This is a genomic window from Acidibrevibacterium fodinaquatile, from assembly GCF_003352165.1.
In the GTDB taxonomy this organism is placed as follows: domain Bacteria; phylum Pseudomonadota; class Alphaproteobacteria; order Acetobacterales; family Acetobacteraceae; genus Acidibrevibacterium; species Acidibrevibacterium fodinaquatile.
Genome location: NZ_CP029176.1, coordinates 2,937,533 through 2,962,800, shown reverse-complemented (window position 1 = coordinate 2,962,800; position 25,268 = coordinate 2,937,533). Strand labels below are relative to the sequence as shown.

The 25,268-nt window shown below is 67.5% G+C and carries 23 protein-coding genes; 17 read left to right on the top strand and 6 right to left on the bottom strand.

Annotated features, from left to right (window positions below; translation table 11 throughout):
- Position 1: 1 nt before the first annotated feature.
- Entirely contained in the window at positions 2-694 is a 693-nt protein-coding gene (locus DEF76_RS14065; RefSeq protein ID WP_114912874.1) for a GntR family transcriptional regulator, read from the top strand.
- Positions 695-914: 220 nt separating this feature from the next.
- Here DEF76_RS14065 and DEF76_RS14060 read toward each other — a convergent pair whose 3' ends face one another.
- Positions 915-2,738 carry an ABC transporter ATP-binding protein gene (locus DEF76_RS14060; protein ID WP_114912873.1) on the bottom strand — a complete coding sequence of 608 codons (1,824 nt, stop codon included), beginning with the start codon at positions 2,736-2,738 and terminating at the stop codon, positions 915-917.
- 217 nt (positions 2,739-2,955) lie between these two features.
- On the opposite strand from DEF76_RS14060, the gene DEF76_RS14055 reads away from it, so the two are divergent.
- The gene (locus DEF76_RS14055) at positions 2,956-4,005 is read left to right on the top strand and encodes a glycosyltransferase family 4 protein (protein WP_114912872.1); all 1,050 of its coding nucleotides are present in this window, start codon (positions 2,956-2,958) and stop codon (positions 4,003-4,005) included.
- A 144-nt stretch (positions 4,006-4,149) separates the two neighbouring features.
- On the top strand, positions 4,150-4,968 hold the full coding sequence (locus DEF76_RS14050; protein ID WP_114912871.1) for an aldo/keto reductase: 819 nt from the start codon (positions 4,150-4,152) through the stop codon (positions 4,966-4,968).
- 7 nt (positions 4,969-4,975) lie between these two features.
- Here the strand turns inward: DEF76_RS14050 and DEF76_RS14045 are convergent, their stop codons facing one another.
- Both DEF76_RS14045 and DEF76_RS14040 read right to left on the bottom strand, forming a co-directional pair.
- Entirely contained in the window at positions 4,976-5,332 is a 357-nt protein-coding gene (locus tag DEF76_RS14045) for a DUF423 domain-containing protein (RefSeq protein WP_114912870.1), read from the bottom strand.
- A gap of 99 nt (positions 5,333-5,431) precedes the next feature.
- A complete protein-coding gene (locus DEF76_RS14040; protein ID WP_114912869.1) occupies positions 5,432-6,670 on the bottom strand; it encodes a DNA recombination protein RmuC in 1,239 nt (412 codons plus the stop codon).
- Between the two features lie 104 nt (positions 6,671-6,774).
- Between DEF76_RS14040 and DEF76_RS14035 the strand changes: the two genes are divergently transcribed.
- The 4 genes from DEF76_RS14035 (at position 6,775) to DEF76_RS14020 (ending at position 11,214) form a co-directional block, all read left to right on the top strand.
- A complete protein-coding gene (locus DEF76_RS14035) occupies positions 6,775-7,989 on the top strand; it encodes an MFS transporter (RefSeq protein ID WP_240319012.1) in 1,215 nt (404 codons plus the stop codon).
- The gene (locus DEF76_RS14030) at positions 7,986-9,386 is read left to right on the top strand and encodes an aspartate ammonia-lyase (RefSeq protein ID WP_114912868.1); all 1,401 of its coding nucleotides are present in this window, start codon (positions 7,986-7,988) and stop codon (positions 9,384-9,386) included. The genes DEF76_RS14035 and DEF76_RS14030 overlap by 4 nt, the downstream gene beginning before the upstream one ends.
- A gap of 50 nt (positions 9,387-9,436) precedes the next feature.
- Positions 9,437-10,507 (top strand): P1 family peptidase, encoded by a 1,071-nt coding sequence (locus DEF76_RS14025; protein ID WP_205216008.1) that lies wholly within the window; start codon positions 9,437-9,439, stop codon positions 10,505-10,507.
- 170 nt (positions 10,508-10,677) lie between these two features.
- A complete protein-coding gene (locus DEF76_RS14020; RefSeq protein WP_114912867.1) occupies positions 10,678-11,214 on the top strand; it encodes a hypothetical protein in 537 nt (178 codons plus the stop codon).
- A gap of 365 nt (positions 11,215-11,579) precedes the next feature.
- On the opposite strand, the gene DEF76_RS14015 is transcribed toward DEF76_RS14020, so the two are convergent.
- The 3 genes from DEF76_RS14015 to DEF76_RS14005 all read right to left on the bottom strand — a co-directional run bounded on the left by DEF76_RS14015 (position 11,580) and on the right by DEF76_RS14005 (position 15,300).
- Positions 11,580-12,707 (bottom strand): bifunctional 2-methylcitrate synthase/citrate synthase, encoded by a 1,128-nt coding sequence (locus DEF76_RS14015; RefSeq protein WP_114912866.1) that lies wholly within the window; start codon positions 12,705-12,707, stop codon positions 11,580-11,582.
- A 36-nt stretch (positions 12,708-12,743) separates the two neighbouring features.
- Entirely contained in the window at positions 12,744-14,243 is a 1,500-nt protein-coding gene (locus tag DEF76_RS14010) for an MmgE/PrpD family protein (protein ID WP_114912865.1), read from the bottom strand.
- A gap of 91 nt (positions 14,244-14,334) precedes the next feature.
- Positions 14,335-15,300, bottom strand: a complete 966-nt coding sequence (locus DEF76_RS14005) for a lysylphosphatidylglycerol synthase domain-containing protein (protein ID WP_114912864.1) — start codon at positions 15,298-15,300, stop codon at positions 14,335-14,337.
- Between the two features lie 164 nt (positions 15,301-15,464).
- On the opposite strand from DEF76_RS14005, the gene hpnA reads away from it, so the two are divergent.
- Genes hpnA through dnaQ form a run of 10 tightly spaced genes read left to right on the top strand, consistent with a single transcriptional unit; the run spans position 15,465 to position 25,262 of the window.
- Positions 15,465-16,490: a hopanoid-associated sugar epimerase gene (gene hpnA, locus DEF76_RS14000; RefSeq protein ID WP_114912863.1), complete on the top strand. Its 1,026-nt coding sequence runs from the start codon at positions 15,465-15,467 to the stop codon at positions 16,488-16,490.
- Positions 16,487-17,605, top strand: a complete 1,119-nt coding sequence (locus DEF76_RS13995) for a glycosyltransferase (protein WP_114912862.1) — start codon at positions 16,487-16,489, stop codon at positions 17,603-17,605. The genes hpnA and DEF76_RS13995 overlap by 4 nt, the downstream gene beginning before the upstream one ends.
- Entirely contained in the window at positions 17,602-18,438 is an 837-nt protein-coding gene (gene hpnC / locus DEF76_RS13990; RefSeq protein ID WP_114912861.1) for a squalene synthase HpnC, read from the top strand. Before DEF76_RS13995 ends, hpnC begins: the two co-directional genes overlap by 4 nt.
- The gene (hpnD, locus tag DEF76_RS13985) at positions 18,435-19,289 is read left to right on the top strand and encodes a presqualene diphosphate synthase HpnD (RefSeq protein ID WP_114912860.1); all 855 of its coding nucleotides are present in this window, start codon (positions 18,435-18,437) and stop codon (positions 19,287-19,289) included. The genes hpnC and hpnD overlap by 4 nt, the downstream gene beginning before the upstream one ends.
- Complete coding sequence (gene hpnE / locus DEF76_RS13980) at positions 19,289-20,560, top strand: hydroxysqualene dehydroxylase HpnE (RefSeq protein WP_205216007.1); 1,272 nt, start codon at positions 19,289-19,291, stop codon at positions 20,558-20,560. The genes hpnD and hpnE overlap by 1 nt, the downstream gene beginning before the upstream one ends.
- Positions 20,544-22,478: a squalene--hopene cyclase gene (shc, locus tag DEF76_RS13975; RefSeq protein ID WP_114912859.1), complete on the top strand. Its 1,935-nt coding sequence runs from the start codon at positions 20,544-20,546 to the stop codon at positions 22,476-22,478. The genes hpnE and shc overlap by 17 nt, the downstream gene beginning before the upstream one ends.
- Positions 22,459-23,118, top strand: coding sequence for a phosphorylase family protein (locus DEF76_RS13970; RefSeq protein WP_162800670.1), 660 nt, complete (start codon positions 22,459-22,461; stop codon positions 23,116-23,118). Before shc ends, DEF76_RS13970 begins: the two co-directional genes overlap by 20 nt.
- 31 nt (positions 23,119-23,149) lie before the next feature.
- The gene (locus DEF76_RS13965; protein WP_114912857.1) at positions 23,150-24,013 is read left to right on the top strand and encodes a shikimate dehydrogenase; all 864 of its coding nucleotides are present in this window, start codon (positions 23,150-23,152) and stop codon (positions 24,011-24,013) included.
- Positions 24,004-24,591, top strand: coding sequence for a dephospho-CoA kinase (gene coaE, locus DEF76_RS13960; protein WP_114912856.1), 588 nt, complete (start codon positions 24,004-24,006; stop codon positions 24,589-24,591). The genes DEF76_RS13965 and coaE overlap by 10 nt, the downstream gene beginning before the upstream one ends.
- The gene (dnaQ, locus tag DEF76_RS13955; RefSeq protein ID WP_114912855.1) at positions 24,588-25,262 is read left to right on the top strand and encodes a DNA polymerase III subunit epsilon; all 675 of its coding nucleotides are present in this window, start codon (positions 24,588-24,590) and stop codon (positions 25,260-25,262) included. Before coaE ends, dnaQ begins: the two co-directional genes overlap by 4 nt.
- Positions 25,263-25,268 lie beyond the last annotated feature (6 nt).

Genomic DNA, 25,268 nt, shown 5'->3' with positions numbered 1-25,268 from the left:
CATGACGCATGACGGCTCCCCGCCTGCCGCCCCGCCGGCCGGGGCGGCGTGTTCGCTGACCGAGCGCGCCTATCGCATCCTCGAGGAAGACATCGCGATGCTGCGTCTGGCTCCCGGCGCTGCGGTCTCCGAGGCGGTTCTCAGCCAGCGCTGCGGGCTGGGCCGCACGCCGGTGCGCGAGGCGTTGCAGCGGCTCGCGCGCGAGGGGCTGGTGCGGGTGCTGCCGCGCCGTGGCATCGTCGTCACCGAGATCGACATCGCCCGGCAATTGCGGCTGCTCGCCGTTCGCCGCGAGATCGAGCGCCTGCTCGCCCGCACCGCCGCGACCGAGGCGAGCCCGGCGCAGCGCGCGCGTTTCGCCGACATCGCCGCCGGCATGGAAGACGCCGCCGCTGGCAATGACGATACCGCGTTCATGCGTCTCGATCGCGCCTTCAATCTCCTGCTTTTGGAGAGCGCGCGAAACGAGTTCGCCGCCGGCGCGATGGCGTTGATGAACGGGCTGTCACGGCGCTTCTGGTACATGCATTACCGCGAGGTCGCCGATCTCGCGCGCGCCGCCCGCCTTCATGCCGCGGTCGCCCGCGCCGTCGCCGATGGCGCGCCGGCGGCGGCGGCAGAGGCGTCTGACGCGCTGATCGATTATATCGACGAATTCGCCCGCGCCGCCTGCCAAACGCACTCTGGCGGCTAGAGCGTGATCGTCGAAGGCGGAATCGCCGGAGACGTGAATCACACTCTACAACAATACCTTAATAGAGCGTGTCTGGATCGATATGATCCGGGCACGCTCTAGCCGCGTTCGCGGCCCTAGAGCGTGATCGGTTTAAGTCGATCACGCTCTACGCCTATTTTGGCGAGCAAGTTGGCCGGTTTTGAGTGAACTGGATGGTTCAATCAAAACCTACCTTGCTCTAAGCGGCCACGTCGACGAGCTGCAGCGCTTGGCGACGGAGCAGCTCGCGATAGAGGCCGGGCGATTGTTCGAGTTCGATCGGGCTGCCGTCCTGGACGATCTGGCCAGACTGCATGACGACGATGCGGTCGAAATCCTTGAGGGTGGAGAGCCGGTGGGCGACGGCGATCACCGTGCGCCCGATCATCAGCCGCATGAGCGCGTCCTGCACCGCCTGCTCGGCCTCGCTGTCGAGCGCGCTGGTCGCCTCGTCGAGCAGCAGCACCGGCGCATCGCACAGGAAGGCGCGGGCGATGGCGATCCTCTGGCGCTGACCGCCCGAGAGCTTGGTGCCGCGATCGCCGACGACGGTATCGTAACCGTCTGCGAGCTGCATGATGAAATCGTGGCAGCCAGCGGCCTCGGCGGCGGCGCGGACCTCCTGGTCGGTGGCGTCGGGTCGGCCATAGCGGATATTCTCGCGCACCGAGCGGTGGAACATCAGCACGTCCTGCGGCACCACCGCGATCGCGCGATGCAGGCTTTCCTGGGCAAGGTCGGCGATGCTTTGGCCGTCGATCAGGATTTCCCCGCCATCGATATCGCGAAAACGCTGCAAAAGGGTGAGCACCGTGGTCTTGCCCGAGCCGGAGCGGCCGACGAGGCCGAGACGTGAGCCCGGTTCGATGCGGAGATTGAAATTCTTGAGCACCGTCTGCCCGCCGGGATAGGCGAAGGAGACGTCGCGGAATTCGACCAGGCCGCGCGGCACCGCGAGTTTCTGCGCATCCGCAGCGTCGCGCAGCTCATGCGGGAGCAGCAGCGTCGACAGCGCTTCCGAGAGCCGCGCGATGTGCTGCACCATATCGACGAGGGCGACGGCGAGATCACGGGTGCCGTGCAGGATGATGAAACCGAGCGTGCTGACCAGCACCATGTCGCCGGCGCTGGCGGCGCCGCGCTGCCAGAGCAGGATGCCCCAGGCGAGGATGCCCGCGGTGAGCAGCGCCGTGGTCGCGGCATGGAGAAGGCGGAGGCGTTCGAGATAGCGAAGGCTTTCGCCGCGCGCTTTCATTTCGGCGCCGATGCGGCGGCGAAACCGCGCCTGCTCGCGGCCGAAGGCGCCGAAGGCGCGCACCAGGGAGATGTTGTTGATGACGTCGACGAGTTCACCATCGACGGCGGCGGCCTCGGCGGCGTAGCGATGATGGAGCGCGGTGCCGCGGCTCGCGAGCCGGATCAACAGGGCGGCGAGCGAGCCCGAAATCGTCGCCAGCACCAGCGCCATTACCGGATCGACGGAGGCGAGGAAACAGATCGCGAGAACCACCGCAAGGCAAGGCGGCATCACGTTCCAGGAGAACAGGTTTTCTACGGTGAAGATGGCGTTGGCGGTCGCGGTGATGCGCCCGGCGAGCGTGCCCGGCTGGCGCTCGGCGAAGAAAGACGGTGCGTGACCGGTGAGATGGGCGAAAAGATCGCGCCGGACATCGCCGGTGACGGCAACGAAGACGTAGGACGCGACCCAGCCGGCGAGACGCCAGGTGAGATTATCGGCGGCGATCACCCCGGCAAGCAGGCCGAACGCCCACCAAACGGCGGCGATCCGATGCGCCATCAGCGTGTCGACGAGATGTTTCAGCGCGTATTGCGAGCTGACCGAGAACCCGACGGCGAGCATCACCGCGCCGATCACCACCGCGTGCTGGAATTTATGGCGCAGCACGTAAGCGAAGATGAACGCGATCGGCCGGCGCGCGAGGTGCTCGAGCGCTGCGATGTCGGGCAGCGGGGGGGCATCGTTGCCGGTGGTCGCGGGGGGATGGGGGCGAGCGAACAACATGGCGGTCGGCGTCTTTCGTGGGGCGGGAATGAGCCTCAATGTTGCGCGGCATTGCGGCGGAGTTAAGGCAAAATCCGCCCTAGATTTGCCCGTTTCGTCTCTCTAACTACCACCCGCGCCGCCCAGGAGCGTCAAAAGCGCGGCGGCGCGAAGACATCAGCCGCGACGACGTCGGCTATGAAGTGATCGGATATCTGGCTCAAAGAGAGAAAAAACCATGCGCATCGCCCAGATCGCCCCCCTCTATGAAGCTGTGCCGCCGAAATTCTATGGCGGCACCGAACGCGTCGTCTCCTACCTGACCGAGGAGCTGGTCGCGCTCGGCCATGAGGTGACGCTGTTTGCCAGCGGGGATTCGGAGACCACGGCCCATCTCGAGGCGGCTTGGCCGCGCGCGCTCCGCCTCGATCCCGCGATCCGCGACCCGATCGCGCCGCATGCGCTGCTCATGGAGCGGGTGATGCAACGCGCGGGTGAGTTCGATGTGCTGCATTTCCACAATGAATATCTGCCCTTCAGCCTGTTCAGCCGCCAGCCGACGCCGTGGCTGAACACCTTGCATGGCCGCCTCGACATGATCGAATACCAGGGCATCTTCGATGTCTTCTCGCAGGTGCCGTTAGTCTCGATCTCCGACTCCCAGCGCCGCCCGCTGCCGCAGGCCAATTTCATCGGCACGGTGCTGCATGGCCTGCCGGAAAACCTGCTGACGCCGCGGCCGGCAACCCCGAGCTATCTCGCCTTTCTCGGCCGCATTTCGCCCGAAAAGCGCCCCGATCGGGCCATCCGCATCGCGCGTGCGGCCGGGATCCCGCTCAAGATCGCGGCCAAGGTGGACAACGCCGACCGGGCGTATTTCGAGGCCGTGATCAAGCCGATGCTGGACGACCCCGGCGTCGAGCTGATCGGCGAAATCAACGAGGCGCAGAAGCCTGATTTCCTCTCCGGCGCGATCGCCCTTTTGATGCCGATCGACTGGCCGGAGCCGTTCGGTCTCGTCATGATCGAAGCGATGGCCTGCGGCACGCCGGTGATTGCGATCAATCGCGGCTCGGTGCCGGAAGTGGTCGATGATGGCATCTCCGGCTTCATCGTCGAGGACGAGACCGGGGCCATCGGCGCCGTCGAACGTCTCGGCGAACTCGATCGCGCGCGGGTGCGCGCTCAGTTCGAGAAGCGCTTCACCGCCAAGCGCATGGCGCTCGACTATCTCGCGCTCTACCGCGCGATCGCCGAGCCGCGCCAGCGTCTGCGCGTCGTGGGGTAAGCGTCGCTGGTGTCATTCTTGGCGTTTCTCAAACCCGGTTCGCCCGATTGCCTGAAGAGGTCCATGCCGCTGCCTTGAAGATGCGCCCATTTTCCGCTATCCCTTTGAACGGGCAACGGTCTTTGTCGTATCGAAAGGGTTTTCATGGAAAAAATCACCGCCGGCGGCTTGCGCATGGACCGGCTCGGCCTGGGCACGTTCCGCCTTCAAGGGGAGGCTTGCCGTGCGGCCGTCGCGCAAGCGCTCGCGCTCGGCTATCGCCATATCGATACCGCCGAGATGTATGCCAATGAGGCGGAGATCGGTGCCGCGGTCGCGGCCTCGGGGATCAAGCGCGATGATCTTCACGTCACCAGCAAGGTGTGGTGGGAGCATCTGACGCCGGATGGCATCCGGCGCGCCTGTGAGGCCTCTTTGCGGGCGCTCCGGCTCGATCATCTCGATCTCTATCTGATCCACTGGCCGGCGCCGGGGATGGATCTGCCGGCGGCGCTCGAGACCATGGTGCGGCTGCGCGACGAAGGGCTGACGCGGGCGATCGGTGTCTCCAATTTCCCGACCGCGCTGCTGCGCGAGGCGGTGGAGACGGTGCGGGCGCCGATCGTCTGCAACCAGATCGAATATCATGTCCTGCTCGACCAAGCGGCGGTGCTGACCTACGCTCGCGCGAAGGGGCTGTTCGTCACCGCTTATTGCCCGCTTGCGCAAGGCCGGCTCGCCGAACACCCGACGCTCACCGAAATCGCCAAAAAACACGATGCGACGCCCGCGCAGGTGGCCCTCAAATGGCTCCTCGATCAGCCCGCTATCGCGGTGATCCCGAAAGCCGGGCGGCGCGAGAGCCAAGCGGCCAATCTCGCCGCCTGGAAAATCACCCTCGACGACGATGATCGCGCCCGCATCAAGGCCCTCCCCAAGACCCAGCGCTGCGTCAATCCGCCGTTTGCGCCGAAATGGGATTGAGGCCGCCTCACCGGCGTAAGCTCGCCACCGCGATCAGCGCCCAGCCGAGCAGAAGCAGGCTGCCGCCGTAGGGGGCGAGGGTTGCGTGGCTGATGCGCCCGAGTGCCAGCGCCGCGACCGTGCCCGCGAACAAAACGACCCCGAGCGCGATCGCCGCCCCGGCCGCATCCACGAGCCATCCGCCTGTGCGCTCGCGCCACAGGCCGAGGAATAGCAAAACCGGTGCGTGCCAGAGCGTGATTTCGCTCGCGCGGGCAAAAAGCTCGGCATGTTCGGGGGTGAAGCCGCCATGCGCACGATAGGCCGCCATCGCGACCCCGAGGAACCCAGCCAAAGCCCCGAGCAGCCCCCAAACCCGTGCCATCAGTTTGATCTCCGTTGTGAAGCCGCCGCAGTTTCAGGATGGGGGTCTGGGGCCTCAGGCCCCAGCGGGTCCAGGGCGGAGCCCTGGCCTTGCTTTCCGTTACCCTTCCTCATCGAGCGCTTCCTCGCCGACCCCGAGCAGCGCGGTCGCGTGTTCAGGGTCCAACGTTTCCACCGAGCGCAGCTTGCGATCGACGACGCGGGTGCGTTGGCGGGCCTTCTCGATGGTATTGCCGAAGGTGTTCGCTTGTCGTGCGAGGTCTGAGAGCACTTTGTCCATTTTCTGCATTTCGCTCCGCGTCGCGGCGAGCAGGCCGCGCACCTCGTCGGCTTTTTCCTCCAAGGCGAGCGTCACATGGCCGAGATGGATGGTGCGGAGCAGCGCCGGCAGCAGGCTCGGCCCGAGAATCAGGACGCGGCAGAGGCGCCCGACCTCGTCGATTAGGCCGGGAATGCGCGCGACCTCGACATAGAGCCCATCGCTCGGGAGATAGAGCACGGCGAATTCCACCGTGCGCGGCGGGCGGATATATTTCTCGCGGATTTTCTCCGCCTCCTTTTTGATCCGGACGGCGAGCCCGGCGCGGCCGGCGCGTTCGGCCTCGAGATCGCCGGACGCCGCCGCCTCCAGCATGCGCTCATAGTCTTCCACCGGGAATTTGGCGTCGATCGCGAGCAGCGGGCGAATGGCGCCGCGCATCGGCATGACCAGCGCGAATTCCACCGCCTCGCCGCTGGTCTCGTCGATGCGCACGTTCTTTTGATAACCGCCGGCGGGCAGAATATCGTCGAGCAGCGCCTCTAGCTGCGCCTCGCCCCAGCCGCCGCGGGTTTTCACGTTGGCGAACAGGCGCCGGAGATCGCCGATTTCGGCGGTCACCGACTGGACATCGCCGATCGCTTTCTGGACGGCGGCGAATTGCTCGGTGACGCGGGCGAAGCTCGCCGTCATCTGGGCTTCGACGGCCGCGTGGAGCTGTTCGTTGACGGTTTTCTGGATCTCGCCGAGCTTGGCCTCATTGCCCTCGCGCATTTTGTCCAGCCGGCCGGAGAGCAATTCCCAGGCTTTTTCCTGGCCCTCGGCGAGGGTTGCGCGGATGTCTCCGATACTGCGCCCGAGAATTTCGCGCAGCTCCCCGAGCGGGGCGATCAGCGCGCGTTCGGTCTCGCGCAGGCGTTGCTCGAGTGCTGCCCTGGAAGTCTGCTCGCTTCCCAGAATTTGATCGAGCTTGAGGCGTAGCATTTCCGCCCGCGCCGCCTGCCCGCGTTGGCTCCAGAACGTGACGGCCAGCGCCGCCAAAGCGAGGGCGGCGATCAGGCCGAGGGCGAGCGTGCTCATGCCAACGCGACCTCCCGGGCCAACCGTTGGGGCTGGGCGAAGCGGCGCCGGCGCCCTATGTCGTGGCTGCGTTCGTCAGACATCACGGGAATCGATCCTTTTTCATGGCCTCGCCATCCTATCACGAAACCGCCGCGCCGGGCGCGGCGGGCTCGCTTTCCCCTGTCGCGCTCGCCGCGATGGCGTTCGCGTGTGGCGGCGCGGTCGCCAATATCTATTACGTGCAACCGATTTTGGGGGTGATCGGGGACGAATTTTCCGGCGCGGCGACGCTGGTGAGCCTGCTTCCCACCGCCAATCAGCTTGGCTTTGCGATCGGGCTTTTATTGCTGGTGCCGCTCGGCGATGGCATGAGCCGGCAGGGGTTGATTTTCGGCCAGCTCGCCTGGCTTGCCGCGTCGCTTGCCGCCGCCGCCCTGGCGCCGGGGCCGGGGACGTTGTTCGCGGCGATGGTCGCGGTCGGCATCGGGGCGACGGTTGCGCAGCAGATCGTGCCACTCGCGGCCGAGCTCGCGCCGCCGGCGCGGCGCGGCGCCGTAGTCGGGACGGTGATGAGCGGGCTTCTGAGCGGTATCCTGCTCGGGCGCGTTGCGAGTGGCGCGCTCGCCGCGCTGGCCGGCTGGCGGGTGGTGTTCGCGGCCGGGGTCGTGCTCGTTGCCGTCATCGCGTTGCTTTTGCGGGTGACATTGCCGCGTAGCGCGCCCAAGCCGCCGCTCGCCTATCGCCATTTGCTCGCCTCGCTCTTCGCCCTCCTCGTCGATCTCGCCCCGCTTCGCCGCGCCGCCCTCGCGCAAGCGGGATTGTTCGGCGCTTTCAGCGCGTTTTGGGCGACGCTTGCGCTCCATCTCGCGGCGCCGCCTTTCGCCATGGGGAGCGCTGCCGCCGGCCTCTTCGGGGTGATCGGTGCCGCCGGCGTGTTTGCCGCCCCGCTCGCCGGGCGGATCGCCGATCGGCGGGGGCCGCGCCCGGTCATTCTGCTCGGCATCGGGCTCACGCTGCTTGCCTGGCTGATCCTCGCTGCGTTTAACCACCTCGCCGGGCTGATCGCTGGCGTCGTGCTGCTCGATCTCGGCGTGCAGATGGCGTTGATCGCCCATCAGAGCGTGATCTACGCCCTTCGCCCCGAAGCCAGAAGCCGCATCAACACGGTGTTCATCACCGTGATGTTCGCCGGCGGCACGGTCGGTTCGGCCGGCGGCGGGCTTGCCTGGCGGCTCGGCGGCTGGGGCGCGGTCTCTGTGCTCGCGATCGCGCTTGTCGCGGCGACACTCTTTGTGCATCTCTTGCCAACAGCAATGCGAGGACGGAGCCGGCCATGAACGACACACGCCGCGAGCATGACAGCCTGGGCGAGGTCGAGGTGCCGGAAGCCGCCTATTGGGGCGCGCAGACCGTGCGCGCGGTCGCGAATTTCCCGATCTCCGGTGTTCCGCTCTCGCACTACCCGGCGCTCTTGCGGGCGCTCGCCATGGTCAAGCAGGCGGCGGCGCGGGCCAATCTCGCGCTCGGCAAGCTCGCCCCCGAAAAAGCGCACGCGATCGCGGCGGCGGCGGACGAGATCATCGCCGGGAAATTCCATGACCAGTTCCCGGTCGATGTCATTCAGGGCGGCGCCGGCACCTCGACCAACATGAACATGAACGAAGTGCTGGCCAACCGCGCGCTCGAGCATCTCGGCCACCGGCGCGGCGCCTATCACGCGCTCCACCCCAATGATGACGTCAATCTCTCGCAATCGACCAACGATACCTACCCGACGGCGGTGCGGCTTTCGGTTTTGCTGTCTTGTGCCGCGCTCACCGACGCGCTCGCCGATCTCGCGGCGGCGTTCGAGCGCAAAGCGACCGAGACCGCCGAGATCGTCAAGCTCGGCCGCACCCAGTTGCAGGATGCCGTGCCGATGACGCTGGGCCAGGAACTCGGCGCCTTCGCGACCGCGATCCGCGAGGATATCCAACGTCTCGGCGAGGCCGAGCGGTTGCTCTGCGAGGTCAATCTCGGTGGCACCGCGATCGGGACGAGGATCAACGCCGATCCCGCCTATGGCCCGCGCGCGATCGCCGAACTTGCCGCGATCAGCGGATTTCCGCTGGTGCAATCGGGCAATCTGGTCGAAGCGAGCTGGGACATGGGGGCGTTCGTGATGTTTTCCGGCGTGCTCAAGCGGGTCGCGACCAAGCTTTCCAAAATCGCCAATGATCTTCGCCTGCTTTCCTCGGGCCCGCGCGGCGGGCTCGCCGAAATCGCGCTGCCGGCGGTGCAGCCGGGCTCTTCGATCATGCCCGGGAAGGTCAATCCGGTGATCCCGGAAGTGGTCAATCAGGTTTGTTTTCAGGTCATCGGCAATGATCTCGCGATCACGCTTGCCGCCGAGGGCGGGCAATTGCAGCTCAACGCCTTCGAACCCCTGATCGCGCACAATATCCACGCCTCGCTGATGCTGCTCACCAATGCGGTGACGGTGTTACGCATCCGCTGCGTCGAAGGTCTTGCGCCGCGCCCAGCCGATTGCGCGCGGCATCTCGAGGCCAGTGTCGGCGCGGTGACGGCGCTGGTGCCGGTGATCGGCTATGAGGCGGCGGCCGGCCTCGCCCATGAGGCATTGGCCAGCGGTCGCACCATCCGGGCGCTGGCCCGCGAGAAATTCTCGCTCGACGATGCGACCCTTAACGATCTCCTCAACCCGGCGCGGCTCGCCGCGGGGCGGACTGCGTAGAACGAAGGAAGCGCCGTCTGCAAACCGCGGAATGTCACGAAACGGCGACGATGATGCGCAACCTGCTGACTGACATCGAGGGTGTCGCCGTCGGCCACGCCGACGAGCCCGGGCTCGGCTCGGGCGTGACCACGATCCTCTTCGCGCGCCCGGCGGTTGCCTCGGTTGCGGTGCTCGGCGGCGCGCCCGGCGGGCGTGATCTCGGCATGCTGGCGCCGGCCGCGACGGTGGGTGCGATCGATGCCATCGTGCTCTCCGGCGGCTCGGCCTTCGGGCTCGATGCCGCCGGCGGCGTGCAAGCGTTTCTTCGCGCCGAGGGGCGGGGATTTGTCATTGGCGGCCAAAATGTGCCGCTGGTCGCGCAGGCAATCTTGTTCGATCTCGGCAATGGCGGCAACAAAGCCTGGGGCGAACGCCCGCCTTATTGGGATCTCGGGCGCGCCGCAGCGGCGGCGGCGCGGGGCGGCATCTTCGCGCTCGGTTCGGTTGGCGCAGGCATGGGGGCAACCACGGCGACGCTGAAAGGCGGGCTCGGTTCCGCGAGCGCAACCACGCGGGCGGGGCACCGCGTCGCCGCCCTGGTCGCGGTCAATGCGCTCGGCAGCGTGACGATCGGCGACGGGCCGCATTTCTGGGCCGCACCCTTCGAGCGCGATCGCGAATTCGGCGGCCGCGGCCTGCCGCCGGTGATCACCGCCGAGGATCTCCGCCCACGCCTGAAAACCGCACCCGGTACGGCAACGACGATCGGCGTGATCGTAACCGATGCGGTTTTGGACAAAGCACAAGCCCATCGTCTCGCGGTGATGGCGCATGACGGTCTCGCCCGCGCTGTTCTGCCGGCGCATGCGCCGCTCGATGGTGACACCATCTTCGCCGCCGCGACCGGCGCGCGACCATTGGGCGAGCCTCTCGCCGAACTCACCGAACTCGGCTTCGCCGCGACGTTGACGATGGCACGCGCCATTGCGCGCGGCGTCTTTGCCGCAACCTCCCTCGGATTTCCCGGCGAGACGCCGACCTGGCAGGAACGGTTTGGAACGATCAAAACAAAAAAGAGGCAGGGGGCTTTGCCCCCTGCACCCAGACCAAAGGCAAAGCCTTTGGAAACCTCACGCTAGAGCGCGATCGGTTTAAGTCGATCGCGCTCTACCCCTATTTTGGCGAGCAAGTTGCCCGGTTTTGATGGAACAGGATGGTTCAATCAAAACCTACCTTGCTCTAGCATTCTGTTTCAGGGGCAGGACACTAGCCGCATTCGGTTCACGAATTCGAGGTATCGGTCTCGGTCATGCTCGGCTGCGGCGCCATCTCGGCTGCGGCGGCCTTGCGCGGGCGGCGCGCCGCAGGCTTCGCGGCAGCGGCTTTCTTGCCGGCCGCGGTGCTGCGCGGGGTCGTCGCTTTCGCGGGGCTGCGCGACGTGGCCTTCGCAGCCGCGGCTTTTGTGGTTTTGCGTGCCGTAGCCTTCGGCGCCGCCTTGGCGGCGGTACGACGCGTGGCCGTCTTGGCGGCGGCCACACGACGGCCGGTGGCGCGGGAAGCGGTCGTGCGCGCCGCCGGCTTCTTCGCCGCCGTGGCTTTTTTCGCGGTTGTGGTTTTTTTCGCCGCCGCCGGCTTCTTGGCGGCGGTCGGCTTCTTCGCCGTCGCCGTCGCGGCCTTCTTGCGTGGCGTTGCCGCCTTCGCTGTCGCACGCGCCGGCTTCTTCGCCGCGGTCGTCTTGCGGGTGGTGCCGGTTGCGCTGCGGGTCGAGGCGCGGCGCGTCGGCGCGCGCATCGCCAGCGCTGCTGCGCGGCGTTCAGAAGTTTCGGTGGTATCGGTGGTCATGTGAAGCACTCCATTGCTGTTGGCATTTGCCAAGGGGTCGTCGTTAGGAAACGAAAGCATCGGCGTGGGCGCTCCGCCGTCACACTGCCCAGCCCCGTTGAGATGTTCCCGGCCGGGCATTCCGTGCCGTTACGTTCCTCATCCAACAGCCTGCGCCGTTTGCGGCCTCTTGCGCGAATCGCACATGCGCATGCCGACTCCGCTATTCAACGAATGAGATGAAGATGTCAACAAAAAGACGCCTCCCGCGTGTGCGGAAGGGATAATTTTTCTCGTGCCAGAGTTCGCGGCGAGCCGCGGCGGCCATGAAAAAACGCCGCGGCACGAGTGGCTGCGGCGCTGGCAGTTTTGCAAAAAATTAAGTTTATATCAGCGACTTTTGATATCGGGAACCTCGCGCTGGGCCACCCCATTATAGAGCGAGAGCGGGCGGATCAGGCGATTGTCGGCGGCCTGCTCGAAAACATGCGCGGCCCACCCGGAAATCCGCGAGGCAACGAAGATCGGGGTGAACATCGGGATATCGAATCCCATCATGTAGTAGGCGGGGCCGGCGGGGAAATCGAGATTCGGATGGATGTTCTTCTTCTCCAGCATCTCCGCGGCCAGGATGCGCTCGATCTCGATCCATTTATGTTCGCCGGTGACGTCGGCCATTTTTTCCATGTAGCGGGTCATCGTCGGGACACGGGAATCGCCGTTGCGATAGACGCGATGGCCAAACCCCATGACCAGGGCACGATGATCGAAGCGCTCGGCGAGCCAGGCGCGGGCACGCTCGGGCTTGCCGATCTCTTTCAGCATGTGCATCACCGCCTCGTTGGCGCCGCCATGGAGCGGCCCCTTCAGCGCCGCGATCGCCGCCGTCACCGCGCCATGAATATCGGCCTGGGTCGAGGTGACGGTGCGGGCGGTGAAGGTCGAGGCGTTGAAGCCATGCTCGGCATAGAGGATGAGGCTGACATCGAAGGCCTTCACCACTTCCTTCGCCGGCACCTTGCCAAAGCACATATGAAAGAAATTCTCGGCGAACGTCAGATCCTCACGCGGGTTGGAGGCGCGCTTGCCGTGCCGGTTGCGATAGTCGAGGGCGATCGCCGTCGGGGTTTTGGCGAGCAGGCGCAGCGCCTTGTTGCGTGTCGCCTGCTCGCTGTTATCGGCGGTTTCGGGATCCTCGAGCGCCATGAAGGAAACCGCGGTGCGCACCGTATCCATCGGGTGGGCGCGATGGGGAAATTCGCCGATCACCCGCTTGAGCCGCGGCGTGAGTTTGCGCTCGGCGCGTTCCGCGCGCTCGAACGCCGCGAGTTGCCGGCGCGAGGGCAATTCACCGTGCCAGAGCAGATAGACGACCTCCTCGAAGCGGCAATTCTCCGCGAGATCCTGCACCGCATAGCCGCGATAGGTGAGGCTGTTGGTCTCCGGCATCACCTTCGAGACGGCGGTGACATCGGCATAGACCCCGACCAGACCCTTTTTGACTTCGCTTTCACTCATTATCCAACTCCCCTATTTTGCCAATGATCCGCCCGGTCAGAAAATGCCAGGCTTGCCGTCCACGAGACGCCCCGCCGGCAGCGCGACATTCAGAAGATGTAAATCTTCCGCTCGTAGAGACGAAAGCGATTGCACCGCCTCGAGAAACCGGTTGGCGGCGGCTCTGGTGATGATGCCCTCGGTCAAGGTTTCGAATTTGCGGATGTAATCGGCCCGCCCGAACGGCTTGGCGCCGAGCGGATGAGCGTTCGCCACCGCCAGCTCGTCGGTGATCACCGTGCCATCCGCGAGCGTCACCTCGACACGTCCGCCGAACGCCTTTTCCTTGGGATCGGTGCTGTGATAGCGCCGCGTCCATTCCGGATCCTCCCGGGTTTCGATCTTGTGCCAGAGCGCGACGGTCTCTGCCCGCCCCGCCCGCTGCGGCGTATAGCTCTCGACATGATGCCAGCGCCCATCCTCGAGGGCCACCGCGAAAATATACATGATCGAGTGATCGAGCGTCTCGCGGCTCGCCTTCGGATCCATCTTCTGCGGATCGTTGGCGCCGGTGCCGATCACGTAATGCGTATGATGCGAGGTGTGGATGACGATCCGCCGCACGCGCGCGAGATCGCCGATCTTCTCGCGCAGCCGGAACGCGAGATCGATCAGCGCCTGGCTCTGATATTCGGCGGAATGCTCCTTGGTGAAACTGTCCATGATCGCGCGCTTGGGCTCGCCCGGCGCCGGCAGCGGCACGTGATAGACGGCGTCGGGGCCGGCGAGCATCCAGGCGATGACCGAATCCTCGCCTTCATAGATCGGGCTCGGCGCGCCCTCGCCACGCATCGCGCGGTCGACCGCCTCGATGGCGAGCTTGCCGGCATGCGCCGGGGCATAGGCTTTCCATGAGCTGATCTCGCCCTTACGCGACTGGCGCGTCGTGAAGCTGACATGGACGGCTTGCTGCACAGCCTGATAGATCACTTCGGTCGGCAGGCGCAGCAAGGTTCCAATGCCGGCCGCCTGCGCCGGACAGAGATGGGCGATGTGATCCTTCTTCCATTCATGAAGGCAGATGGCGCGGACGAGATCGATCTGGATTTCATAGCCGGTCGCGATGGCGCGGATGAGATCGCGCCCTGAGCGCCCCTTGGCCTGCGCAACCGCGAGGATCGGCGGGATATTGTCGCCGGGGTGGGAATAATCGGCGGCGAGGAAGGTGTCATGCATATCGAGTTCGCGCACCGCCGTGCCATTTGCCCAGGCCGCCCATTCTGGGCTGACGCGGCGGCCGGCGGGCAGGCCGAACACGGTCGCGCCGTCGCGGCGCGGATGGCCGAGTGCCATGGTGCGCGCCGAGATCACCGGGCGGCGGTTGATCGCGGCGATGGCGACGGCGGCGTTGTCGATGATGCGGTTGATGATCATCGCCGCGACGTCTTTCTCCACCGCGACTTTGTCGGCGGCGACGGCGGCGATCTTCCAGGCGAGCTGGTCTTCGCGTTTGAGCGGAGATTTCGAGGGGTGGACGCGAACTTCGTGGCTCTGCATGCGGGGCTCCTCCTTGATGACACGTCTCGATCGTTATGCGATCGTGCCTTCGTAGGAGCGAGGCGGCGGCGCGGCAAGCGCCTCTGTGAATTCAGGAGAGCAAGGTTTCGCGCACCCGCCGCGCCTCGAACGCCTGCCACAGCAGCAGCACCGGCACCCCGATCGCGATATCGCGCGCGCGGCGGATCAGCGAGAAAGCGAGAGTGACCTCAGGCGCGACGCCAAACAGCGCGCCGATCGCGGCGAGCGCTGCTTCCTGCACGCCGAGATAGCCGGGAACGAGTACCGCGAAATTGAGCCCGGCTTGTAAAATCGCTTCGAGCGCGATCGCGCTCGCGACATCGATCGCAGAACCCAGGAGATGAAGCGCGAGCCAGGTCGTGAGACCGGCATAGATCCAGCCGATGAAGTGCACCGAGCCGGCCAGCGCGAGCCGTGGCACCCGCTGATAGATGCCGCTCAGTTCGCCTTCCAGCGCACCGATGCGTGCCGTTTGGCGGCGCAGCCAGCCGGCGGAAATCCGCTCGGTGAGGGCGCGGAAGATCGCCCCCACCCCTTGCTGGAGCGCAATGAAGGCGGCGCCGCCGATCACCGCGAGCGCGAGCCCGATCGCCAGCGGCCAGACCAGGGCGGAGTTGGGAACGCGCAGGATGAGAATGACGAGGCCGACACCGGCGAAGGCCATCTGCGCGAGAAATTCGATGGCGACGTCGACAAGCGTCGAGGCGACCGCGCGGCGCGCCGAAACGCCGTGCAGCGTGATCGCGCGGGCGCCGAAAATGAAGCCGCCCATCTGCGAGAATGGCAGCAAATTCCCGGCGGAATCGCGCACCATTCGCCCCCAGACATAGGTCAGCGGTGATCCCGTGCGCAAAAGCGTCCGCCATGCCAAACCGAGCCACGCCAAAATCCCGAGCTGACACAAAACCAGCCAGAAGAACCCGACCCAGCCGAGCGCGAACGCGGCGCCGAAGACGCCGCCGGCGCCGAACCAGCCGATCAGCAGCGTGCCCAGCGCGAGGCCCACGAGGGCGAGGAGAACCGAAAATTTTTTCACGCGAACCGGTCTCTGTCAGAAAATGCCGAGAGCCCCTACACCGGCGCCGCTGTTTGAGGAAGGGCCGCGATCTAGTAAGAGATGAGCGTGGCACGCGGGGCACGGCCACGGCGCCGCGCTGGAGAGTGTCTAAAGAGCGTGAGGAATAAGAGGAATAAGACGAAATGAGCGCTGCGGACGCGGTTTTTCTGACCGGCGCGACCGGTTTCGTCGGCGCCGCGGTGGCGCGTGCGCTGATTGCGCGGGGCTTTGCCGTGCGGGCGCTGGCGCGCCCGGGAAGCCCGCGCGATAATATCGCCGGGCTCGCGCTCGAGCCCGTCACCGGCGATCTCGAAGATCCGGCGAGCCTTGCGCGGGGCGTTGCCGGCTGCCGTTATCTCTTTCATGTCGCGGCCGATTACCGGCTCTGGGTGCCAGACCCGGCGAGCATGATGCGGGTCAATGTCGAGGGCACGCGGGCGCTGATGCGGGCCGCCCAGCAGGCCGGGGTCGAGCGCATCGTCTATTGCAGCAGCGTCGCCGCCCTCGGCCATACCCGGGATGGGTCCCCCGCCGATGAGACAACCCCGGTCATCGAGGCCGAGATCATCGGCCCTTATAAGCGTTCGAAATATCTCGCCGAGCAGGCGGTGCTGGCGATGGTGCGCGAGGAGGGGCTGCCGGCGGTGATCGTCAATCCCTCGACCCCGGTCGGCCCGCGCGACATCAAGCCGACGCCGACCGGGCGCATGATCCTCGATGCCGCCGCCGGGCGCATGCCGGGCTATCTCGAAACCGGCCTCAATATCGTGCATGTCGACGATGTCGCCGAGGGCCATCTTCTGGCGCTCGAACGCGGCGTGATCGGCGAGCGCTACATTCTCGGCGGCGAGAATATGAAGCTCGGCGATATTTTTGCGCGGGCGGCGCGCCTGGCCGGCACGCGCCCACCCCGCTTCAAGCTGTCCGAGGGGATGCTGTGGCCGGTCGCGCTGGCCTGCGAGGGGTTGGCGCGCGCCTTCGGCATTCCGCCCTTGGTGACGCGCGAACATCTGCGCATGGCGCGAACGCCGATGTATTTCTCCTCGGCCAAGGCGATCGAGGGGCTCGGCTATCGGCCGCGCCCGGCCGAGGCGGCGCTTGCCGATGCGATCGCTTGGTTTCGCGCCAGCGGCAAATTGCGCCCGGCCAAGGCACGCCGGTCGGCATGATCGGCACCATTGCGGCGTTGTCCGCTGTGATCTGGGTCTATCTGCTGTTTTTTCACGGCCGCTTCTGGCAGGCGGGGCCGATTCTCGCGCCGCCGCCGAGGCCGCTCGCCGAGCCCCCGGCGATCACCGTGATCGTGCCGGCGCGCAACGAGGCAGCGGTGATCACGGAGACCCTCGCCTCCTTGCTCGCGCAGGATTATCCGCGGTTTTCGGTGATCCTGGTCGATGACGAGAGCAGCGATGACACCGCCGCCCGCGCCCGTGCGCTCGCCGATCAGCGTCTGACGGTGATCGCGGGGGCAACGCGCCCGGCGGGCTGGAGCGGCAAGCTCTGGGCGCTGGCGCAAGGCGTTGCGGCCAGCCAGACGCCGCTGCTCTTTTTCACCGACGCCGATATCCGCCACGCGCCGGGCCATCTTTCGGCGCTGGCCGCCAAGCTCGAAGCGGGCCGGCTCGATATGGTTTCGGAAATGGTGCGGCTCCGCTGCCAGAGTTTTTCCGAGCGCGCTTTGGTGCCGGCCTTCGTGTTCTTTTTTCAGATGCTCTACCCCTTCGCCCGGGTGAATGATCCGCTTTGCGCGACGGCGGCGGCGGCCGGTGGCAGCGTCTTGATCCGTGCCCGCGCGCTGGCGCGGATCGGCGGCATCGCGCGGATCAGGGGCGCGTTGATCGACGATGTCACGCTGGCCCGGCACGTCAAGGTGGGCGGGCGGATCTGGCTCGGCCATGGGGTTCTCGCCGAGAGCTTGCGCCCCTATCCCGGCCTCGGCGATATCTGGCGCATGATCACCCGCACCGCGTTCGTCCAGCTTCGCTTTTCCTGGCTGCTGCTCGCAGCGACGACCTTGGCGATGGCTTTGGTCTGGCTCGCGCCGCCGGCGCTCGCCCTGCTGGGCCATGGCGTGCCGCGGCTTCTCGGCGCCTTCGGCTGGCTCGCCGGCATGAGCGCCTATCTGCCGACGCTCCGCCGTTTTGGCCGCGCGCCGCTTTGGGCGCTGGCCCTGCCGCTGATCGCAGCGTTCTACATGGCGGCAACGATCGCGGCCGCGGTCAACCATGCGCGCGGGCGGGGTGTCGCGTGGAAAGCGCGCGCTTACGGGGCGGGCCCGGCATGAGTGTCGCCGGCGTCGAGGCGTGGTCGGGGAAGGATCGCGGGGATGAGAATTTCCCGGTCGGCTCCTTTCTGATCCGTCCCGATCTCCGCCACCATGTGCATGCGTTTTACGCCTTCGCGCGCAACGCCGATGACATCGCCGATCATCCGCGCTTGCCGCCGGAGGAAAAACTCGCCCGGCTCGACGCGATGGAGGAAGTGCTGCTCGGCCGTCTCGGCGATGGCGCCGCGCCCTCGGCGGCGCGGCTTCGCGCGAGCCTCGCGGCAACCGGCGTCACGCCGCGCCACGCCTGCGATCTCCTGCACGCGTTCCGCCAGGATGCGACCAAGCGGCGCTATGCGAGCTGGGAAGAGCTTTACGATTATTGCGCGTTCTCGGCGATGCCGGTCGGGCGGCACGTGCTCGATCTCCATGGCGAAGAGGAAGCGACGTATCCGCCGTCTGACGCGCTCTGCGTCATTTTGCAGGTGCTGAACCATTTGCAGGATTGCGCCAAGGATTTGGCGGCGCTCGATCGTTGCTATCTGCCGGCGGATCTGCTCGGCGCAGAGGGTGCCGCCGTCAGCGATCTCGCAGCCCCGCGCGCGAGCCCGGCGCTACGCCGCGTGTTCGATGCTTTGCTCGTCGAGGTCGCGCTGCTCATGCCGCTCGCGGCACGCTTGCCGGGCACGGTGCGGGCGCGTCGGCTGCGGCTGGAAACGGCGGTGATCGTCGGGCTTGCGCGCCGCCTGAGCGCGCGGCTTGCCGCCGGCGATCCGCTCGCAGAGCGCGTTGCGCTCGGCAAATTCGACATCGCCGCCGCCGCGTTCGGCGCGCTCCGCTTCTTGCCATGACCACGCCGCTCGGGCTCGATCCCGCCGATCTCGCCGCGGTGACGGACGCCGTGCGCGCCGCCGGCACCTCGTTTTATCACGGCATGCGCGTGCTTGCGCCCGAGCGACGGGCGGCGATGTATGGCATTTACGCGTTTTGCCGCGAGGTCGATGACATCGCCGACGAGCCCGGCGAACTTGCCGCGAAGAACGCGGCGCTCGCGCTCTGGCGCCGGCGCGTCGCCGGCTTCGCCGACGGCCGCGGCGATAACGCGATCAGCCGCGTGCTGGCGGCGGCGACGCGGCGTTTCGCGCTGCGCCAGGATGATTTTCTCGCCATCATCGACGGGATGGAAATGGACGCGGGCGCGCCGATCATCGCGCCTGATCTTGCGACCCTCGATCTCTATTGCGATCGCGTCGCGGTCGCCGTCGGGCGGCTTTCGGTGCGCGCGTTTGGCGATTCCTCGGCCAAAGCCGATGCGGTTGCGCTCGCTCTCGGGCGGGCCTTGCAGCTCACCAACATCCTTCGCGATCTCGCCGAGGACGCGGCGCGCGGGCGGCTTTATTTGCCCGCGGAATGGCTCGACGCGGCGGGGGTGCCGCGCGATCCACAACGGGCGCTCACCGCCCCTGGGCTCGGTGCGGTCTGCGATCGCATCGCCGAGCGCGCGGCGGCCTATTTTCGCGCGGCCGACCAGGCGATGGCGGCGTGCGACCGCCGCGCGATGCGCCCGGCGCGGCTGATGGGCGCGACCTATGCCGCCCTCCTCGCGGCCTTGCGCCAGCGCGGCTGGCAGCGCTTGGAGACGCCGGTCAAGCTCGGCAAGTGGCAAAAGCTCTGGCTCGCTTGCCGCTACGGTGTGCTCTGATGCGGGTGCATGTCATTGGTGCCGGGCTCGCCGGGCTTGCCGCCAGCCTCGCCCTTACGGACGCCGGCCTGCGCGTTGCGCTTTACGAGGCCGGGCCGGCGGCGGGTGGGCGCTGCCGCTCCTATTTCGATCGCCAGCTCGGGGCGCGGATCGATAACGGCAATCATCTTCTGCTCTCAGGCAACCGCGCCGCCTATGCCTATCTTCGCCGCCTCGGCACGGAGGCGACGTTGGCCGGGCCGCCTGCGCCGATTTTTCCGTTTTTCGACCGCGCCGATGGCACGCGCTGGCAGCTCCGCCCCGGCCGCTCGCGCCTGCCGTGGTGGATTTTTGCCCCGAGCCGGCGCGTCCCCGGCACAAGCCCCGGTGATTACCTCGCGCTCCGCCATGTGCTTCGCGCGCGCGGCGAAACGCGGGTCGCCGATCTGCCGCTCGCGCCGGCACTCGCGCTGCGACTGATCACGCCGCTTGCGATCGCCGCGCTCAATACGATGCCGGAGATCGGCTCGGCTTCACTGCTCGGCGCGGTGGTCGGCGAGACGCTGGCCCGCGGTGGGGCTGCCTGCATCCCGGCCTTCCCGCGCGATGGTCTCTCGGAGAGTTTCATCGACCCGGCGCTCGCCGCGTTGGCGGCCGGCGGCAGCGAGATTTTTCTCGCCCGCCGCGTGACCGCCCTCACCACCCGAGACGGCGCCGTCGGAGCGATCGCGACCACCGCCGGGCCGGCGGACTTCGCCCCCGGTGACCAGGTGGTGCTCGCGGTGCCGCCATGGATCGCCGCCGAGCTCCTGCCCGGCCTCACGGTCCCCGACGCCTTCGAGATGATCCTCAATCTTCATTTTCGCCTCCATGCCGATCCCGGCCCGGCTGGGTTCTGGGGGGTGATCGGCGGGGTCGCGGAATGGGTGTTCGTCAAACCCGGCATCGTCTCCGTCACCATCAGCGCCGCCAATCGCTTCGCCGACACGCCGCCCGAGACCCTCGCCGAAGCGGTTTGGGGCGATGTCGCGGCGGTGCTCGGCGTTGCCGGCGCGATCCCGCCATGCCTCCCCCCCTGGCGTCTCGTGCGCGAGCGGCGGGCGACGTTTCTCGCGAGCCCCGAGCAGAACCGCCGCCGCCCCGGGCCAGAAACCGGGCTCGCCAACCTCCTGCTCGCCGGCGACTGGACGGCGACCGGCTTGCCGGCGACGATCGAAGGTGCGATCAGGTCGGGCAATCTTGCCGCCCAGGGGATTATCGAGAGGGTTCTCCGCCATGCCGCGCGACACTGAGCTGCCGCAAACCCCCTCCGCTGACCTTGCCGACGCCATCGCCCGCGGCGCGTCGGCGCTGGCTGCGCGCCAGAACCCGGACGGGCATTTCGTCTATGAGCTGGAGGCCGATGCCACGATCCCAGCGGAATATGTCCTGCTCGAACATTATCTCGATCGCATCGAGCCCGCGCTGGAAGCAAAAATCGGCGTTTACTTGCGCGAAATTCAGGGCGATCACGGCGGCTGGCCGCTGTTTCACGATGGCGGCTTCGATCTCTCGGCGAGCGTGAAGGCCTATTTTGCCCTGAAAGCGATCGGCGATGCGCCCGAGGCACCGCACATGGCGCGGGCACGCGCCGCCATCCTCGCCGCCGGCGGCGCGGCGCGGGCAAATGTCTTCACCCGCGTCCAACTCGCGCTATTCGGTGAAGTGCCATGGCGCGCGGTGCCGGTGATGCCGGCCGAGCTGATGATCGCGCCGCGCTGGTTCCCGATCAATCTCTGGCGCGTCTCCTACTGGTCGCGCACCGTCATTGTGCCGCTCCTCGTGCTCATGGCGAAAAAACCGCGGGCGCGTAACCCGCGCGGCGTCAGGGTCCAGGAATTATTCGTAACCCCGCCCGAGCAGGTCAAAGATTGGATCCGTGGCCCTTATCGCTCGCTGTGGGGGCGGTTTTTCAAGGGGCTCGATACTGTGCTCCGCGTTCTCGACCCGCTGGTGCCGGCGCGGTTTCGTGACATCTCGATCAGGCGCGCGGTCGCCTTTGTCCGCGAGCGTCTCAATGGCGAGGACGGGCTCGGGGCGATTTATCCCGCGATCGCCAACAGCGTGATGATGTTCGACGCGCTCGGCACCCCCCCCGACCATCCTGATGCCGCGATCGCCTGGCAAGCGGTGCGGAAGCTTCTCGTCATCGGCGCCGAGCGCGCCTATTGCCAGCCCTGCGTCTCGCCGATCTGGGATACCGCGCTCGCCGGCCACGCGCTCGCCGAAACCGAGGGCGCCGATCACCCGCGCCTCAAAGCCGCCTGCGACTGGCTCGCCGCCCGCCAGATCACCGATGTCGTCGGTGACTGGGCGATGGCAAGGCCGGGGGTTCGCCCCGGTGGCTGGGCGTTTCAATATGCCAATCCGCATTACCCGGATGTCGATGACACCGCCGTCGTCGGCATGCTGTTGCATCGAAGCGGCGATCCCGCCCACGCCGCCGCCATCGCGCGCGCGCGCGAATGGATCATCGGCCTGCAATGCCGGGGCGGCGGCTGGGGAGCGTTCGATGCCGATAACGACCACCAGTTCCTGAACCATATCCCGTTCGCCGATCATGGGGCGCTGCTCGACCCGCCGACCGCCGACGTCACCGCGCGCTGCGTCTCCTTCCTCGCGCAGACCGGGATGGATGCCGCCGACCCGGTGCTCGCCCGCGCGATCGCCTGGCTGCGTGCCGAGCAGGAGAAGGATGGCAGCTGGTTCGGGCGCTGGGGGACCAATTACATCTATGGCACCTGGTCGGTGCTTTGCGCGCTCAACGCCGCTGGTCTGCCGCATGACGATCCGGCGATCGAACGTGCCGTCGCCTTTCTGCTGGCGACCCAGCGCGACGATGGCGGCTGGGGCGAGGATGAGGAAACCTATGCCGGGGCGCCGCCGGGGCGCTACAAAGTGAGCACGCCGTCCCACACCGCCTGGGCGCTGCTTGGGCTGATGGCGGCGGGCAGGGCCGATCACCCGGCGGTTGCGCGCGGCATCGCCTGGCTGGCCGCCGCGCAGCAGGAAAACGGCGAATGGGTCGAGCAGCCCTATAACGCGGTCGGTTTCCCGCGCGTTTTTTACCTCCGCTACCATGGCTACAAGCAATATTTCCCGCAGCTCGCGCTCGCTCGCTTCAAGGCCCTTCGCCACCGCAACCAGCGCCGTGTCGCGTACGGCTTCTGAAAAACCCCTTACCGGCGCCGCGTTCATCGTCGGGATGCGGGCGGAGGCGCGCATTGCCCGCCGCCTTGGCGCGATTGGGATCGGTGCCGCGAGCGCCGAGAGGCTGGCGGACGAGGCGTCCGCGCTGATCAGCTTCGGGATCGCCGGCGGGCTCGACCCCGCCCGTCTCCCAGGGGCGTTGGTCGTGCCGGAGGCGGTGGTGACACCGGATGGGGAACGTTTTGCCACCGACCCGGCCCTGACCGCAGCACTTGGCGGGGCGAACGCCGTGGCGATGCTCGCAAGCCCCGGCATCGTCGGCGAACGTGCCGCCAAAGCCCGCCTGTTTGCAGCCTTCGGCGCGGCGGCGGTGGATATGGAAAGCGGCGCGGTTGCGCGCGCTGCCGAGCGGCATGGCATTCCGTTCGCAGTCATGCGCGCGATCGGCGATCCCGCCGGGCGCAGCCTGCCGCCGGCGGCGATCGCGGCATTCGATCCGGGCGGCGGCGTCGCGTTGGGAAGGCTGATCGTCTCGCTCGCCGCCGATCCGCGGCAGATCCCGGCGCTGATCACGCTGGCGCGGGAAACCCGCTGCGCGCTGCGGGCCTTGCGGGCCGCCGCCGCCCGGCTTGATACCGGCTGGCCGGCTGATCAGGCTTGATCTTGCGCCGGCGCCCGTGTTTGCTAGGGCAATGCCCATCCTTTCCGGAAAAGCCCGGCTCGCCGGCGTTGTCGGCTGGCCGGTTGCGCATAGCCGCTCGCCGCGGTTGCACGGGTTTTGGCTCGAGCGCTATGCGATCGATGGCGCCTATGTGCCGCTCGCCGTCGCGCCGGCGGATTTCGCGCGCGCGATCGGCGGCTTGGTCGGCTGCGGTTTTGCCGGGCTCAACGTCACCTTGCCGCACAAGGAAGCGGCGTTCGCGCTCTGTGACGAGGTCGCCCCCTCGGCACGGCGCGCCGGCGCGGTCAATACGCTTATCTTCCGCGACCGCCGGGTTTACGGCAGCAACACCGATGGCGCCGGGTTTCTCGCCCATCTCCGCGCCGAAGGGGTCGATCCCGCCGCCGGGCCGGCGCTTCTGATTGGCGCCGGAGGTGCGGCGCGCGCGATCGCCAGCGCCCTTCTCGAGGCGGGATGCGCGGTCAGCCTCACGGCGCGGCGGGAAGAGGCGGCGGCTCGGCTGGCGGCGGCGCTGCCGGGGCTTGCGATCCTTCCCTGGGCGGCGCGTGCGGCGGCACTCGCCGATCAGGCGCTGGTCGTCAACACCACCCAGGCCGGGATGAGCGGCAATCCGCCGCTTGCGCTCGATCTCGCGCACGCCCGGGCGAGCCTGGTGGTCGCCGATATCGTCTATGTGCCGCTCGAAACCCCGCTGCTGCGCGCTGCGCGCGCGGCGGGGCTCCGCGTCGTCGGCGGGCTTGGGATGCTGCTCCATCAGGCGGCACCGGGGTTTGCGGCCTGGTTCGGCGTCGAACCCGAGGTCGATGCCGCGCTTTATCGCTTCGTCGCCGATGATCTGCTGCGGCCCGATCCGGCAGCCAGCGCATGCGCCTGATCGGCCTCACCGGTGGCATCGGCATGGGGAAATCGACCGCCGCCGCGCTTTTCCGCCGCGCCCATCTGCCGGTTTTCGATGCCGATCGCGTCGTGCGCAACCTGCAAGCCAAGGGTGGCGCCGCCGTGCCGCTGATCGCCGCGGCCTTTCCCGGCACCGTCCATGACGGGCGGATCGACCGCGCCCGTCTGCGCGCCGCCGTGATCGGCAAGCCGGCGGCGCTCGCGCGTCTCGAGGCGATCATCCATCCGCTGGTGCGCGCCGCTGAGCGCCGCTTCATCGCGCGCGCCCAGAGGCACGGCGCGCCCGCCGTGATCCTCGATATCCCGCTTTTGTTTGAGACCGGCGGCCACCGGCGGCTCGACAGCGTGATCGTCGTCTCCGCGCCGGCCGCCGTGCAACGGGCGCGGGTGCGGGCGCGGCGCCAGATGAACGACGCCGAGATCACCGCCATCATCGCGCGCCAGATGCCGGACGCGGTGAAGCGCCGCCGCGCCGATCTCGTGGTGCGGACCGGGCTTTCTCGCCATCATGCCTGGCGGCAAGTGCGCCGCTTCATTCTCCGGACGCTCCGATGACCCGCGCCGTATTATTCGATACCGAAACCACCGGCCTTGATCCCGCCGACGGGCATCGCGTGCTCGAGATCGCCGCCCTCGAACTGATCAACGATCTGCCGACCGGGCGGCATTTTCACACCCTCATCGATCCCGAACGCGACATCCCGGAAGAGGTGGTGCGGGTTCACGGCATCACCGCGCGCGACGTTGCCGGCAAACCCCGATTCGCGCAGATCGCCGAGGAATTGCTGGCGTTTTTCGGCGCGGGCCCGCTGATCGCCCATAACGCGCCGTTCGATTTCGGCTTTCTCGACGCCGAATTGCGCCGGATCGGCGCGCCGGCCCTCGATCGCGGCCGCATGGTCGACACACTCATGCTCGCCAAGGCGCGGTTTCCGGGCCTGCCCAACAGTTTGGACGCGCTCTGCCGGCGCTTCGGTATCGATCTTTCGGCGCGCACCACCCATAACGCCTTGCTCGATTGCCGGCTGCTTGCTGAGATCTATGTCGAGCTCACCGGCGGGCGTCAGCGCGGGCTCGATCTCGCAGCGGAAAGCGCCGCCGCCCCCGCCATCGCCTATGCCCATGACCGCGCGCGCCGCGAGCGCCCGATCCTGGTCAGTGACGCCGAGCGTGCCGCGCATGAGGCGTTCCTCGCCAAGCTCAAATCCCCGCTCTGGCTTGACTGACGCGCC

Bases quoted from the DNA above. Each gene is read 5' to 3' on its own strand.
- DEF76_RS14010 (WP_114912865.1), bottom strand. From the start codon at position 14,243: ATGCAGAGCCACGAAGTTCGCGTCCACCCCTCGAAATCTCCGCTCAAA.
- DEF76_RS14040 (WP_114912869.1), bottom strand. From the start codon at position 6,670: ATGAGCACGCTCGCCCTCGGCCTGATCGCCGCCCTCGCTTTGGCGGCG.
- dnaQ (WP_114912855.1), top strand. From the start codon at position 24,588: ATGACCCGCGCCGTATTATTCGATACCGAAACCACCGGCCTTGATCCC.
- coaE (WP_114912856.1), top strand. From the start codon at position 24,004: ATGCGCCTGATCGGCCTCACCGGTGGCATCGGCATGGGGAAATCGACC.
- hpnA (WP_114912863.1), top strand. From the start codon at position 15,465: ATGAGCGCTGCGGACGCGGTTTTTCTGACCGGCGCGACCGGTTTCGTC.
- DEF76_RS14060 (WP_114912873.1), bottom strand. From the start codon at position 2,738: ATGTTGTTCGCTCGCCCCCATCCCCCCGCGACCACCGGCAACGATGCC.
- DEF76_RS14035 (WP_240319012.1), top strand. From the start codon at position 6,775: ATGGCCTCGCCATCCTATCACGAAACCGCCGCGCCGGGCGCGGCGGGC.
- hpnE (WP_205216007.1), top strand. From the start codon at position 19,289: ATGCGGGTGCATGTCATTGGTGCCGGGCTCGCCGGGCTTGCCGCCAGC.
- hpnD (WP_114912860.1), top strand. From the start codon at position 18,435: ATGACCACGCCGCTCGGGCTCGATCCCGCCGATCTCGCCGCGGTGACG.
- DEF76_RS14050 (WP_114912871.1), top strand. From the start codon at position 4,150: ATGGAAAAAATCACCGCCGGCGGCTTGCGCATGGACCGGCTCGGCCTG.
- DEF76_RS13995 (WP_114912862.1), top strand. From the start codon at position 16,487: ATGATCGGCACCATTGCGGCGTTGTCCGCTGTGATCTGGGTCTATCTG.
- DEF76_RS14025 (WP_205216008.1), top strand. From the start codon at position 9,437: ATGATGCGCAACCTGCTGACTGACATCGAGGGTGTCGCCGTCGGCCAC.
- DEF76_RS14020 (WP_114912867.1), top strand. From the start codon at position 10,678: ATGCTCGGCTGCGGCGCCATCTCGGCTGCGGCGGCCTTGCGCGGGCGG.
- DEF76_RS14045 (WP_114912870.1), bottom strand. From the start codon at position 5,332: ATGGCACGGGTTTGGGGGCTGCTCGGGGCTTTGGCTGGGTTCCTCGGG.
- DEF76_RS14030 (WP_114912868.1), top strand. From the start codon at position 7,986: ATGAACGACACACGCCGCGAGCATGACAGCCTGGGCGAGGTCGAGGTG.
- DEF76_RS14015 (WP_114912866.1), bottom strand. From the start codon at position 12,707: ATGAGTGAAAGCGAAGTCAAAAAGGGTCTGGTCGGGGTCTATGCCGAT.
- DEF76_RS14065 (WP_114912874.1), top strand. From the start codon at position 2: ATGACGCATGACGGCTCCCCGCCTGCCGCCCCGCCGGCCGGGGCGGCG.
- DEF76_RS14055 (WP_114912872.1), top strand. From the start codon at position 2,956: ATGCGCATCGCCCAGATCGCCCCCCTCTATGAAGCTGTGCCGCCGAAA.
- shc (WP_114912859.1), top strand. From the start codon at position 20,544: ATGCCGCGCGACACTGAGCTGCCGCAAACCCCCTCCGCTGACCTTGCC.
- DEF76_RS13965 (WP_114912857.1), top strand. From the start codon at position 23,150: ATGCCCATCCTTTCCGGAAAAGCCCGGCTCGCCGGCGTTGTCGGCTGG.
- hpnC (WP_114912861.1), top strand. From the start codon at position 17,602: ATGAGTGTCGCCGGCGTCGAGGCGTGGTCGGGGAAGGATCGCGGGGAT.